Origin of the sequence: Streptomyces sp. NPDC007088 (genome assembly GCF_042869355.1) — a bacterium.
GTDB lineage: Bacteria > Actinomycetota > Actinomycetes > Streptomycetales > Streptomycetaceae > Streptomyces.
This window is the reverse complement of sequence record NZ_JBIAFO010000010.1, coordinates 18448-31128: the sequence shown is the minus strand read 5'-3', so window position 1 is coordinate 31128 and position 12681 is coordinate 18448. Positions and strand designations below refer to the sequence as shown.

10 protein-coding genes are annotated in these 12681 nt (G+C 66.8%); 6 read left to right on the top strand and 4 right to left on the bottom strand.

From position 1 onward, the window contains the following. Nucleotides 1-513 precede the first annotated feature (513 nt). Nucleotides 514-1593 carry a ParA family protein gene (locus ACFYMP_RS17500; RefSeq protein WP_388857651.1) on the top strand — a complete coding sequence of 360 codons (1080 nt, stop codon included), beginning with the start codon at nucleotides 514-516 and terminating at the stop codon, nucleotides 1591-1593. Nucleotides 1594-2462: 869 nt separating this feature from the next. Beyond that, complete coding sequence (locus ACFYMP_RS17495) at nucleotides 2463-2951, top strand: hypothetical protein (protein ID WP_388857648.1); 489 nt, start codon at nucleotides 2463-2465, stop codon at nucleotides 2949-2951. Nucleotides 2952-3237: 286 nt separating this feature from the next. Here the strand turns inward: ACFYMP_RS17495 and ACFYMP_RS17490 are convergent, their stop codons facing one another. From ACFYMP_RS17490 to ACFYMP_RS17480, 3 genes are all read right to left on the bottom strand, one after another. Then, nucleotides 3238-4581 carry a helix-turn-helix domain-containing protein gene (locus ACFYMP_RS17490; protein ID WP_388857645.1) on the bottom strand — a complete coding sequence of 448 codons (1344 nt, stop codon included), beginning with the start codon at nucleotides 4579-4581 and terminating at the stop codon, nucleotides 3238-3240. A 787-nt stretch (nucleotides 4582-5368) separates the two neighbouring features. After that, entirely contained in the window at nucleotides 5369-6178 is an 810-nt protein-coding gene (locus tag ACFYMP_RS17485; protein ID WP_388857642.1) for a hypothetical protein, read from the bottom strand. Between the two features lie 462 nt (nucleotides 6179-6640). Beyond that, on the bottom strand, nucleotides 6641-7018 hold the full coding sequence (locus ACFYMP_RS17480; protein WP_388857640.1) for a hypothetical protein: 378 nt from the start codon (nucleotides 7016-7018) through the stop codon (nucleotides 6641-6643). A gap of 383 nt (nucleotides 7019-7401) precedes the next feature. Between ACFYMP_RS17480 and ACFYMP_RS17475 the strand changes: the two genes are divergently transcribed. The 4 genes from ACFYMP_RS17475 to ACFYMP_RS17460 all read left to right on the top strand — a co-directional run bounded on the left by ACFYMP_RS17475 (nucleotide 7402) and on the right by ACFYMP_RS17460 (nucleotide 11449). Beyond that, a complete protein-coding gene (locus ACFYMP_RS17475; protein ID WP_388857637.1) occupies nucleotides 7402-8997 on the top strand; it encodes an AAA family ATPase in 1596 nt (531 codons plus the stop codon). Nucleotides 8998-9181: 184 nt separating this feature from the next. Next, nucleotides 9182-10201: a hypothetical protein gene (locus tag ACFYMP_RS17470; protein WP_388857634.1), complete on the top strand. Its 1020-nt coding sequence runs from the start codon at nucleotides 9182-9184 to the stop codon at nucleotides 10199-10201. 319 nt (nucleotides 10202-10520) lie between these two features. Next, nucleotides 10521-11204, top strand: a complete 684-nt coding sequence (locus ACFYMP_RS17465) for a hypothetical protein (protein ID WP_388857632.1) — start codon at nucleotides 10521-10523, stop codon at nucleotides 11202-11204. Beyond that, nucleotides 11201-11449, top strand: a complete 249-nt coding sequence (locus tag ACFYMP_RS17460) for a helix-turn-helix domain-containing protein (protein ID WP_388857629.1) — start codon at nucleotides 11201-11203, stop codon at nucleotides 11447-11449. The genes ACFYMP_RS17465 and ACFYMP_RS17460 overlap by 4 nt, the downstream gene beginning before the upstream one ends. Nucleotides 11450-11580: 131 nt before the next feature. Here the strand turns inward: ACFYMP_RS17460 and ACFYMP_RS17455 are convergent, their stop codons facing one another. Further along, entirely contained in the window at nucleotides 11581-12399 is an 819-nt protein-coding gene (locus ACFYMP_RS17455; RefSeq protein ID WP_388857625.1) for an IclR family transcriptional regulator C-terminal domain-containing protein, read from the bottom strand. Nucleotides 12400-12681: the final 282 nt, after the last annotated feature.

The window sequence follows — 12681 nt, the reverse complement described above, 5'->3', positions numbered from 1 at the left end:
CAGCGTTTCCACTCCGTGCGTACACGTCACAGGAGATGGCAAGGTAATGGCAAAATGGCCCCTGACCTGCAGTTTTCACAAGTTCACACACTTTAATCATTTACTCACTCACCTCATCAGGACACTCCGACGAGCACGGGAAGCGAGTTGAAGGGGTTGCGTGAACATCCGTCAGAGGATCATCCATGGGGCATATTCGGTTATGCTTTGATGAGAGCTGGAGGATAATCCCTCGGTCGGGCAATGCAGTGAGATGAATGGCGCGAGGGAAGAGAATGGGGGAATTGGTTTGCGGTTCGCTGCACGGCTGGGGGGTCGTTGGGAGAGAAGGTCAACATTTGGATCAGCTCCGAACGCGTTCGGTTCGCCTGATGGGGCGTGACTTTCTAGACGATGCGCATGTATCATCCACCGCAGGTCTTGACGAGTGTGCGAGTCAACCTGTCGGTAGCCGTGCACGCGTTCAAGGAACCGGACTAACCCACCATCAGAACATCCATTAATGGAGAGTCAGTGCATCTTCACACCTTCGAATCGCTGGCACCGAGGCTTAGGATTGTGAGCCAGTTCAATGCTATGACGCCACCGGACAGGCTCCAGGATCTGGTCGGACAGTTGAGGTCTAGGCTGCGCAACGTTCTTGGCGTGACTATCGGAAAGGGGGGCGAAGGGAAGACCACGACAGGTGTTAACCTCAGCCACATGCTCGCCCAGGAGCAGCAGGATCGTGCAGAGCAGGGTCACGAAGCTAAGCCCGTTCTCTATATCGAACTGGATAGCAACGGGAACGGTCGACTCGATCTGAAGATTCTCGGTAGCGAGGTGGATGACGACGGGAAGGCTTTTGTTGAAGCTGTTACTGAAGATAAGGCGTTCTCGGTCGTCCGGAATGTGAAGCCGTACCTGGATATGACCGTAGCGGGATCAGCGAACTCGGAGCTCGCTACAGAAATTGGTCGGTTGGCGGGCAAGCACGCTCAGGCTCCGTATCTCATGCTCGCAATGCTCCTCGCGCAGATCTCGCACCTCTACGCCTGGATCGTCGTTGACTTCTCTCCCGGCGACGTGAATGTCCAGCGGCTCGGCCTCGCGGCGGTGACGCACATCGTGACACCAGTCAAGAATTCCGATGACGCCATGCTTGGTGGCCTTGAGGCAATCGCTAATCTTGTGGCTGAAATCCGACTCATCAACCCGGAGCTCGGCATCGTGGCCATTGGGTTCCTGGGATTCAAAAAGGTCACCGGTGAGGCGACTGGAGAGCTCGACATCGTGCGGACCAAGATTGAGTTGCTGCTTGAGGCGGCTGGGCTTAATCCGAGCATGGTCATGCGGGACCATATTCGGGAAGCTCGACACATCGCGACTGTCAGCCGCAACAACGGAATGCCAGCAAGGGAGCTCGCACTCGCTGCGAATGAAATGCTTCTGGACGAGTCTGGCAAGCCTGTGCCGCGCCCTCGCTACGCCAACGGCCGCCTTGTGGAGCCTGGCAAGGCACTTGACTTGGCTGACGACTGGACGGTCTTCACTGGCGATGTGATCAAGCGTGTTGTCAGCCGGAACATTGAGCTCGAGGGAGTAAGCGCATGACAAGCCGCAACGGATCCGGCAAGAAGGCTGCTGCTAAGCCGTCGAAGTCCAATGAGACTCCTGCGCAACGTAAGGCTCGGGAAGCTGCGGAACGGAAGACGAGGCTCGCTGCTCAGATGCCCAGCTTCTCGCTGAGAGGTTTCACTGGGACAGCGAAAGAATCTGACTCTAACGGCAGTCAAACCCCAGGGGAGGCTCAAGCAGAGTCTCGCCCTGCAGCGACGAATGGGGACGCCGCTGCCTTCATCGCAGGCTTCACAGTAGACCCGGCAGGGGATTCTGCGGAGGCGGGCGAGATCCTTGGCCCTCCTCAGCCGCAAGGCTCTTCGGCGGCTGGCACTGGAGAGGAAGAGGAAATGGACACCGGCGTGTCCGCACGGGGCGCCGCCGACTCGTCTTCTCACGCCATGGCACCCTTGGGTGGCGGAGACGCTCCGGACGCGCGTCCATCGGCAGCTCCCCCCCTTCAACAAGCTGCATCTGGGACCGTGGAGCAGACGCAACCCCAGGATGGCGAAAGCTCTGGCAGCCACGAACGGGCCCACAGTGCAGCGGTCACCGCACCCCGTAAGGAGGCTCCTCGTCCCACTGCTGCTTCCGAGTCGGAGGGGAATGCCTACCGCCCCGCAGCCGGGACCAGCAGTGAGATGGCTCGGCAATTGGCCAGCTATGGCAGGCAGCCGATCTCCACTGCTCAGCAGGGGGGCCTGGCACCTCGTCGAGTTCGCCGGCCGCGTGTTGCACGGTTCGACCCGAGCCAGCAGCAGACCAGTCGCGAGGACGCTCTGCGTGATTTGCAGTCAGCCGCTCCACGCTATTCTGCTCTACTGGTTGCCTATCGGGTGGGCCAGCTCAGCACCGTTCCGAGCGTGAACAGGAACATCCACCTCTATGGGGCCGCTTTCGAGCAACTCGCCAATCAAGGGACCAGCGATAAGGCTCTCTTCATGGCGCTCACCGGACAGCGCCACAAGCTCACTCCGGCTCACTACGTCGACGCAGTACTTGAGGCAGCACTGGGGCCGCTTGACCCTACGTGCGTGGACGAGGACCTGATCGAGGACGAGAAGGACCACGTCGAGCAACTAGCGGATATGGCCTACAAGTACCGCGGGTACATCCTCAGCAACCAATACCTTGCGGACATGGAGAAGCAGCGGTTCTCTTGCACTCTTCGCAAGGACGTCAATGCGAAGGTCAGCAGGATGATGGACCTGCTTAGCAGCATGCCAGCCATAAAGATCCAGCCGTTCGAGATCATCAGTGCTGTAGTGGCTGACTATCTCAATGGTCTTCCTGCCGAACGCCCTCATGTTGAAGCGTTCTTCGCGCGCACTATCGAGACTACGTATCAATGAGATCCTCGCTCTGCTGATCGCACCAGGCCACGAGCGTGTCGAGGCCCGGGAAGGGGACGCCGTGCGTCTGGAGCGTTTGGTAAGCCCCTCTGCCCAGGTGCCAAGGGACGCGACCGCGATGACCAACCCTCACGCCACGGCACCGGGGCATGGCGAATGGGAGAGGTGTTAGGGCTCGCCCGGTGGGTGATCTATACCCCTGACTCCGAGCTCAGGATGAGCCAGGACGGCGGGCTTTGGTCTGAGTGCCGCATGGAGGACGATGGCCAGCCGACCCTTCGTGAGATCAGGTGTTCTTCCCCATGACGTCATGCCCTGCCGCCTTTTGCGAGTAGTTGAGGGCGTCCAGGCCGTCATATGGCTCTCTCATAGTTGGCCTGGGCACGAGAAGCCAGCGGCCGTCCGAGGCCCTGTATGGGGCCTGGATCGTCCCTACGGAGACGGAGTCGATAGCCCACCCCTTGGCGCGCACGTGCTGAGGGAGGGCAAGCGCAGGGTGGGGGAGAGCGAACTGCGCTGCGCGGCGCTTCTCGGCAAGGCGCACTTGTTGGAGTCGCCAGTGGCCTCGTTGGACTTCGTGGTGACGCCGCCGTCGTTCTGCTACTCCCGCCGTACCCAGTCTCTCGGCAGCCTCTGCCCAGCTGACCACAGGATCGGTGCAGTGCTGCGTCGGCTCTCCAACGCCTTCAAGCGCGTCAGGTGAGAGGTGGTAGAGCTCACCCTCGTGGCGGACGAGGCCGAGGTTCTTGAGCTTGCCGATCTGTCGATAGGCGGTCGGGCGGGATATGGAGGCGCTTGTTTGGAGCTCGGTGATGCTTTGTCCGTCCTGATCGGCAAGGGCCGCGAGAATGACCAGTCCGCTACCGCTCAGTCCGTGGTGGGCGAAGGCGTCAAGGCTCATCAAGCCGCTAGCCGCCATGGAGTTGAGGCTGGCATTCGTGTCGGCTTGTCTCACTGCTGGGCCACTCATGGCCCCCCCAGCCTTCGGCCCTTTGGGGGTGGACCAGTGCTGAGACGTGGTGGAAGACAGACGGGAAATAAGCATCCAGCGCGCGCCTTCGGTGGCGGAGCCGTTGTCAAGCTGGCGCAGCATCCTGGTGGTGAGGAGGCGTTGGTTGGAGTTGTGGGCGGTGGTTCGGCTGCACCCCATCCTCTCGGCGAGGTCGCGTTCGGAGACGGTGTGGTCCCAACTTCCGGCCTGAGAGCAAACATTCATGCGGACGATGAGGTTGCGCAGGTCGGTCTTGCCGGCGATGCCCTTCCAGGGCGTGCACTCGATGCGGGCGCGGAAGGCGGCCAGGGCGGCGTGGAAGTCCTGGCGGGTGCTGATGGGGTCGGTGGACCGGACGTACTGCTGTGCGCCGTCCCAGGCCCGCTGGAGCCAGGCGGCTGCCTTGTCGTAACCGCGGCGGTGCTGGAGGGCTCGGGCGTGTTGGCCGGCCTTGTAGGGGCCGTCGAGCATCACTTGGAGGAAGGAAGGCCGGCTCCAGCCCGCGCGGACGGCGTCGGCGGCCAGGGCGCGGGTCATCGCCCAGGCGTGGTCGGAGGCCGCCGTGTTCTTCCCGCCTCGCTGGAGGTTCCCGGTCGCGTACGCGGCATCCTGGTCGCCGAGGACCAGGAGCTTGTGCATGCGCGTAGACAGGGGCGGCAGTGCGGCAAGGAGTCCGGTCCTTTGCTGTGAGCGTGGGACGGCCTCGGCGTGGAAGCCGGAGGGGTTTGTCGTCGGCTGTCGGATCGCCGACTGCGCTCGCGGGGCGGGGGAGTAGCTCAGTGCGGGTATGAGTTGTGGTCCGGCCGCAGGGTGGGTGGTTATCGCGCTGGTCACGATCACCGCACCGCCGCAGCGATCGAGACGCACGCGGTGGGGAAGTTTCGCGTGAAGGGGCCCGACGCCGCGTTCCCGGTGCGTGTGCGTTCCTGCGGTGAGGCCGGAAGGATCTTTGGGCGGTGGACAGAGCAGGATGATTGGGGCAGGGGTGGGTGACAAACGGCAGCCGTCTGCTGCATCATGAACGCGATCCGTTCCCGGTTTCGTGGAACGTCAAGGCCCTTGTCTGGGCCGTGAGCTCCGGAGTAGGAGTGATTTCGCCCGGCTGCTTCGGCAAGGAGACGCCGGGACTCGCTCGGCTGGCAGGCCGTGCGATGACGAAGGGCCTGCGGGCGATGAGGTGGTGGCACACCGCATCGAGCGCGAGGCCGGGCCCGTGTGTGGTTGTGGCATCACCGGGCCGCGGAGAGGCTAGATCATCGGGAGCTCCCTGCGGAGTGCTCTGCCGTTCCTGACGGACACGTCGTCCTTCCTGACTGGGTGCGGCCTGTGGTGGGCCACGTGCGTGTGCGCCCGGCAGTGTGGACTGCTGCGCGGGCGACGGAGGGGCCGCTGCGTCGTTGGCAAGGCCCTGGCGGCTGGTGCTGGGTCATGCGGCCCGGGCGGCGGCGAAGCGGGGGGTTGCGATGACGACGCTGGTCTCGATGGCCTCCTGCACGGCGTTGTGCATGAGCCGCCCGTACGCGATCAGCGGGTCCCCCTGTGCGTGGTCGGGGGCCATGATGCTGACGGCGGCGACTACCCGTGGCTCGGCGCCGGGAATGGCCGGGGTACCGGGCAGGCGCCTGAGGGGGACGGCGACCAGGAGCCAGCCGGGCAACGGGGCTTCGCTGAGCGCCACTTGGGCGGACCGGATCCGGCGAAGATCCTGGCGCAGCGGGATGTCGTGGCCGGCGAGGTTGGCCAGCATGGCCAGGCCCGGGGCGTCGGAGTCGAGGGGAGCCCGGCGGAGTCGGTCCACCGCCCCGGGAGTGAAGGCCAGTTCCTGCCGCAGCCGCGCGTCGTGGACTCCGGCGGCGGCGATGCACAGGCGCTCGCCGGTGACGGGGGAGTGGGTGTGAAGCAGCACGGCGTGCTGGGTGCGGCGGTGAAGGTTCTGCAGGAGGAGGGAGACGTCCAGCAGGGGAGTGGTGTTGGGGTGCACCAGTCCGGGGACGTCCGACGGCGTCGCGGTCACGGGGCGGAGCTCCCAGTATCCGTAGCGAGGGCGGTAGCACACCTTCGCCTCGAAGAGCTGGAGCAGCCGCCGTCGGACCTCGTCCGCGTCCATGGTGGTGAGGGCGTCGACGATGTCGCGCGACTTGTGGGGACCCGGGCCGAGCTGCAGCAGCGCGTGGAGCACGGCGTTCGTGCGGTCCCGTCCCCTGCGCTGGTGCGAGCTGCGTGCACCGATATCCACGATTCCTCCCCGATGTGGCAAATCAGCATGTCAGCCGTGGCTGTTGGTGCTGATGAGTTGTCCACATGATCTCTATCTGCACGCATGCGGGGTTGACCAGGAACACCCCCTTCCGGAAGACCCTCTTCCTGTGACGGATCGTGAGGGGTGCGCCGTCGGTTTACGCGGAAAATGGCAGCTACAAAGGGCATTCGTCGTCATCGCTGTCAGATGTGTCGAGATTTTCACGTTTCCGCGAAATGTCGATAGATAGTCACCGTCTGGCGCGTCATTTCTTCCGTCGACGGGGCGATGGGTGACTCATGAGCTCGGCATTAAGCGCAAATAGGCGGGTCACTGGTGTAGTCCCCTGCCGGGCGGGGCCGCCCCACGTCCACCACGAGGATGTGAGCCAGGCGATGGCTTTCGAGACCTTCGGAGAGAACGCCCCGGAAGGCCCATGCACCGTGCGGGCGGCGCCCGTCAGGGCCAAACGGCTTCGGCAACGGTGATCGGCGGGAGTACCGCGTCCCCGGCGGGGGCGGCATCTAGCTCGTCGACGACGGCGGCCGCGGCGCGGTACACGACCCGACACAGGGCGCGGCCCGAGGGGTCCTCCCCGCTCCACCAACGAGCGCTCCGAGCCGACACGTCCAACAGTTCCACCAGCGCGAGACCGGACAGTTCCACGCGCACGAGTCCGCCGCCGGCCAGCTGCTGGGCATCGGAGAAGTGCACGGTGCCGAAGCGCCGGACGCACCGGGTGAGCATGGCCGACCACGCCGACGGCGCGCAGACCAGCTCGACCCGGATGATGCCCACCGTGGCGGGCAGCCTGCGGCGCCATCGCACCCACTCCATCCTCCGCCTCCCCGTGACGGACCCCGGCGGTCGACGCCGTACGCGGCCTGCTCCCTGCCACCTACGCACGCGCCGAGCAGCAGCGAACCACGCTCGGCCGCACGGATGTCAGCCAGCGGGATCTGATCGCAACTAGTGTTCTTCCAGGCGGGAAGAACCGTCGTGGGGCACCGATCCGCAGTCGCCTTTCGGGCACGCTGGGCGCGACAGTACCGAAGCAACCGCCCTGCAGGGGCGACGTCGCAGCAGCCGGGCGTGAGCGAGAAGCTGCGGACTCGGGGCCGAGCAGGGGGCAGCGCTCACCTCCTGGTCCCGCCCCGGCCCCAGGCTCGACGTCGCGAACTGCACCGGCCGCACGGCGGTTGCCAAGATCAGGAGGAAGCATGCACAGCCAGCCAGCAGAAGGAGACGCGGGCTGGGCCCCGAGCGCACAGAACCGGCCGACCAGCGGCGACGAAGCGGCTGCCGACCACGGGCCCTTCGCCATCACCTACACCGGCCCGGACTGGTACATCCCGGCCGTCCCCCAGCCCATTCCCGTCCCCGTGCCCCTTGCGCCGAACCCGTCCCTCCCCCAGGCGGGCCAGCCCACCGCGCCTCCAACGACCCAGGCCTGGTCCGGCCAGCCGGTCCACGCCGTTCAACCCCAGCACCCCACCTACACCGCCCCGCTTGCGGAGTTCGCCTATCCGCAGCCGCTGGCAGAACCGGCGCCCCCGCAGCCCGGATACGGGTATCCGCCCGCCGTCCCCCACCCGGCCCTGGCCGCGCCCCTCCCCCCGCCCAGCGGGCCTGCGCCCGCAGCCACCGCATGGCCGCCGCAGTCCGCCGCAGCACCGGTCGCCGCCGCGCACCCGGCGCCCACGCCCTACGTGCCGGCACCTCAGCCGCCCCCCGGCCCGTCGCAGGCGCAGGCACCACTGGGGCACAGCGCCGCCACAGAGCTGTCGTCCGAACGGCTCCTGCGCGGGGCTCCGCCCAAGGCGCGCAGCGCCCGCCCAGGCAGCCGCCCCTCGCGCTTCCGTCTCGGCGGCGCGCGGGAGGATGCCGAGACACGGCGCAAGCTGGAGCTCATCCGCACACCGGTGCACTCCTGCTACCGGATCGCCGTGATCAGCCTCAAGGGCGGCGTCGGCAAGACGACGGTCACTACGGCGCTGGGAGCCACGCTCGCCAGCGAACGCCAGGACCAGATTCTGGCCATCGACGCCAACCCGGACGCCGGCACCCTTGGACGGCGGGTGCGCCGCGAGACCGGAGCAACGATCCGCGACCTGGTGCAGGCCATCCCCACCCTAAACACCTACATGGACATCAGGGCTTTCACGTCTCAGGCGCCCTCCGGCCTGGAGATACTCGCCAACGACGTCGACCCGGCCATCTCCACGACGTTCAACGACGAGGACTACCGCCGCGTGATCGGTGTCCTGGGCCGGCAGTACCCGATCGTCCTCACCGACTCCGGCACCGGCCTGCTCTACAGCGCGATGCGCGGAGTCCTGGACCTGGCCGACCAGTTGATCGTGGTCGCGACCCCGTCGGTGGACGGCGCCTCCAGTGCTAGCACCACCCTGGACTGGCTCAACGCCCACGGCTACACGGATCTGGTGCGCCAGGGCCTCACGGTGGTCTCAGGCGTACGCGAGGAAGGGCGGATGATCAAAGTGGAGGACATCGTCGCGCACTTCTCCTCGCGCTGCCGCGGTGTCGTCTCGGTCCCCTTCGACGAGCATCTGGCAGCCGGAGCGGAAGTCGATCTCGACCTGATGCGGCCCAGGGCCCGCGAGGCATACTTGGACCTGTGCACCCTCGTCGCCGAGGGTTTCACCACCCGCAGGACCAGCCCACCCGCCCCTGCTCACGCCGCTCCGGCGGCCTCCCCGTTTGCGCCCCCGCACACGGAGCCGTACGGCTACGGCACACCTCACGGCTATCCGCAGACCAGTCCCTTCCCGCCGCCGCAGCCGCAGCCGTACTGACCCCACGGCGCACCGCGAGGTGGGCACAGGGAACACGAGCACGCCGTAGGCAGCCGAGTCCGCCGTGGGGGAGCGGTGCTCATCCCGTCTCCCACCGGACGGGAAACCTGGACGTGCCGGACGCCAGGGGACTTCGCAGGGCCGCAGGCTGCTCGGAGCCGCCGTCGCACCGAGGAGAATCCGCATGCCGCACACCGCCGAACCCCGCTCCTACGCGGTGCGGGCCGCAGCAGCCGCCATCGGCCTGACCACAGCCCTGAGCCTGGCCGCCTGCGGGGGCGGCGCGCCTTCGAGCGAGCGTGCTCCGGCCTCCCCCAAGCCCTCCGCCACCGCGAGCTCGACCCCCGTCCCCCACAGCGTGGTCACCCTCAGCGAAGCCAACAAGATCCTCGACAACTACCAGGCAGTCAACAACCGCGCGAACGCCACCCGCGACGCCAAGCTCCTGGCCACCGTGGAAGCCGGGCAGCTGTACGCACGCAGCAAAGCGGAGTTCGAGCAGTTCGAGACGCTGAGCAAGAAGGACCAGAAGGACTACAGCAGCCCGTTCACCTTCACCGACCGCACCTTCTACCTGCCGGCCAGCGGCGACTGGTTCGCGGCCCAGGCGACGACCACCGGCAAAAACCACACGCTGCTGGTGTTCGAGAAGTCGCCGGCCACGGGCAACGCGTGGAAGAAGGTTGTGTCCCTGTTCCCCGCCAAGGCCCTGCCCTCGGTGGACACCATCGGCGGAGTGGCCCAAACGGCCGCGGCGTCCGGAACAGCGGGAAAGCTTGCGCCCGACGGCGTGACGGCAGCCGTCGAGGACCTCTTCACGACCGGCGGCGCCAAGCAGGGCGCCGCCTTCACCCGGACCAGCGACAACGTGAAGAGCATCCTCAAGACCTACAAGGAGCGCGGCGAGGACCTGGGCCCGCACGCCAAGGTCAGCTTCTTCCCCTCCACCCCGCTCCACGACACGGTGTACGCCCTGGGCACCCATGACGGGGTACTGGCGATCGCGCCTCTCGCGCACCACGAGGAGAGCCTCGTCCTGCAACCTGGCCTGCAGATCAACCCGGGGAAGGTGGGCTCCGTCTACGACAAGTCACCGCGCCCAGTAATGGTCGACTCCTTCCAGGGCGAGGCCCTGGTGCTCCTCCCCGACAAGGGGCAGCCCGACATCCTGGACTACCGCTACGCCCAAACCGGCTCCCGCTGACGGCATGATGGTGCCCGCACCGGGAGCACCGCGGTGGCACCGCGGGGGAGAACAGACGAACGCGGCTGGCAGGCCTGGGCGTACCAACCACGCCCGGCACGCCCAGGCCCAAGCGCAGTCCTGCCCGAAGCGTGCCCGAAGACCGTGCCGGGTCCTTCGCAGCCCGGATGCTCCAGCGCGTGCCTGCGGCCGCCCGGGACTCCGCGCAGCGTGACGGCGCGACGACCGGTCCGTCCGCACGACACCCTTGCGGCATAACGTTACACGTTATATAAACAACGTAGCGCGTTACTGTCTTCGTGGTGGAGAGGATCCAGCCGTGACCGATCAGAGTCAGACCGTTGCGCCCAAGCCGGCCCAGCCGCACCGCATCTGCGGCGAGTGCGGCCACACGCACGCACGCGCGATCGGGCCCCAGCCCGGAACGCGCCGCTGGTTCGCCTACAAGGCGGGCACCAACCTCATGCTGGCCATCGTTCCGGTCCTGCCGCTGGTGAAGGGAATCACGAACCTCATCCACCCCAGCGCCGAGGTCGACCTGACGGGCGCGCAGCGCGAGGCGCTGAACGCGCAGTTCGAGGTGAGCGGACACACGGCGACCACCGTGCGCCAGGTGACGGTCGAGTTGGACCACCCCTCCCTGATGGACCGCCTGGTGGCAGCCGGGCCGTCGCTCCTGCTGGCCGGCCTCCTGCTCTTCCTCGCGTACGCGTTGTGGCGGATCGAAATCAACATGACGGCCGGTCCGCAGCAGCGCCCCTTCACGGAGAAGGACCAGCGCGTACTGTCCCGAGCAGCGCAGTATCTGTGGGGCTTCTGGTGGGCGTTCCTCGCGCTGGAGGCCTTCGGCTTCCGCGCCCTGCACCTGGGAGGCACCGGAGCCGCCGGGTCGCTGACCTCCGGCTCCATCGTGGTCCTCGGCCTCTCGGTGCTCGTCGGCTCCTTCGCGCGCACCTACCGCAAGGGCCGGACCGCGTACAACGAGATGCAGGGCATCGTATGACCGGCGGCCTGCCGGAGCAGATCGCCACCGAGGAGAGCGCGGAACCGGGGGTGCGAGTCCACCTCGCTGAACTTCTGGCCCGTCGGGGTCTGGGGGTGGCAGAGCTCGCGGAGCGGATCGGCATTCACCCGAACAACGTCTCGCGGATCAAGAACAGTCACATCGACGGCATGAAGTTCGCGACGCTCGGTGCCATCTGCCGAGAACTGGAGTGCCAGCCCGGGGATCTGCTGACGTTCGAGTGATCGCGAACCGCGGTCGACGGCGCGCCTAATGCCCCGGCCCGCGTCCGGCCGGGCCCGCCTCGCGCGGCTTCCCCGGAGCACGACAGAACTGGGCGCGGCTTCGGCTGAAGTCGGCGCGGTGACGCGTGGGATCAGGGCTCGGTGGTCCACCCGCCGAGCGAGCTGAGGTCGGAGCCGGCCTTGACCGTCGCGGCGATCACGGACGCCCGAGCCTTCGGCATCACGTCGCAGGGCTTCAGCAGCAGCACGGCTCCCATGACCGTGTTGCGGTGGATGATCGGCGCGGCGCAGGAGTTCCAGGCCTTCATGCACTCCTGCTGACCGAGTCCGTAGCCGACGTCACGGATCTCGGCGAGAGAGTCGAGGAATTCCTGCGGATCGCGGAGAACACCGGGGCCAGCTTCAGCGGGGATGGGCTCGGCGGCGACGCGCTGCTGGATGTCCTCACTGAGGTAGGCCAGGATCGTGCGGCCTGAGGCTCCCGTGCGCAGCGATCGTGTGACGGAGAGGACGTCGCGCGGCGTCATGCCGAGTTCCTTGAGGTCGGAGTCGCCGACCGACATGTCGAGGCATTGGCGGCCCGCGATGCCGAAGGGCGCCTTGAGGTAGAGGAAGACCAGCCCTTCGTTGGTGGCGTGGCGGAGGGTGTGGAGGAGTTCCTTGGCCTCGTGGCCGCTCAGGGAGTCGTTGTTACTCAGGGCCGCGAATCCGAGATCAGCCGCTGCGGATCCGAGGTCGTAGCGGCCGCGAAGGGGTCGCTCGAAGTGCCCGGTGTAAATGCCACTTTGCAGTATGCGGCCCACGGTCGAGTCGTCCAGGCCACTGGCCTTCGCGATGTCAGCGGGGCGGAACGGCCCGGGGCCCTGCCGGCGGAGGTCGACGAACGCCTGCTGCACACGGAAGACGCGCTCGCCGTGCCTGGACCCCCGTGCGTCGTTCGGTGGGATCATTCGCCAGTTCTCCCTGCTCTGGGGGTGCTCCACGCCTTGGAGTACTCGTCGGGGCGGCCCGGAGGAACGGCTCCGAATATGCCCATGGCAGTGGATCGTACTGGGCGGTATCGAGACTGAGCTTGCCGGATACCGTGCGGCCGACGAGGTCCCGGTGGGCCTGTGCGGCGTCGCCCGGGGCGTAGGTGCCTCCGCTGATGGCGCGCAGGGTGCCGTTGCTGATCATCCCGAACAGTACGGGCGTTGAATGGTTGAGGAAGGTGTTGCGGCCGGCGTACAGGT

Excerpts from the sequence above, each read along its gene's own strand:
- ACFYMP_RS17490 (WP_388857645.1), bottom strand. The coding sequence starts at position 4,581 with ATGCACAAGCTCCTGGTCCTCGGCGACCAGGATGCCGCGTACGCGACC.
- ACFYMP_RS17480 (WP_388857640.1), bottom strand. The coding sequence starts at position 7,018 with ATGGAGTGGGTGCGATGGCGCCGCAGGCTGCCCGCCACGGTGGGCATC.
- ACFYMP_RS17475 (WP_388857637.1), top strand. The coding sequence starts at position 7,402 with ATGCACAGCCAGCCAGCAGAAGGAGACGCGGGCTGGGCCCCGAGCGCA.
- ACFYMP_RS17470 (WP_388857634.1), top strand. The coding sequence starts at position 9,182 with ATGCCGCACACCGCCGAACCCCGCTCCTACGCGGTGCGGGCCGCAGCA.
- ACFYMP_RS17460 (WP_388857629.1), top strand. The coding sequence starts at position 11,201 with ATGACCGGCGGCCTGCCGGAGCAGATCGCCACCGAGGAGAGCGCGGAA.
- ACFYMP_RS17455 (WP_388857625.1), bottom strand. The coding sequence starts at position 12,399 with ATGATCCCACCGAACGACGCACGGGGGTCCAGGCACGGCGAGCGCGTC.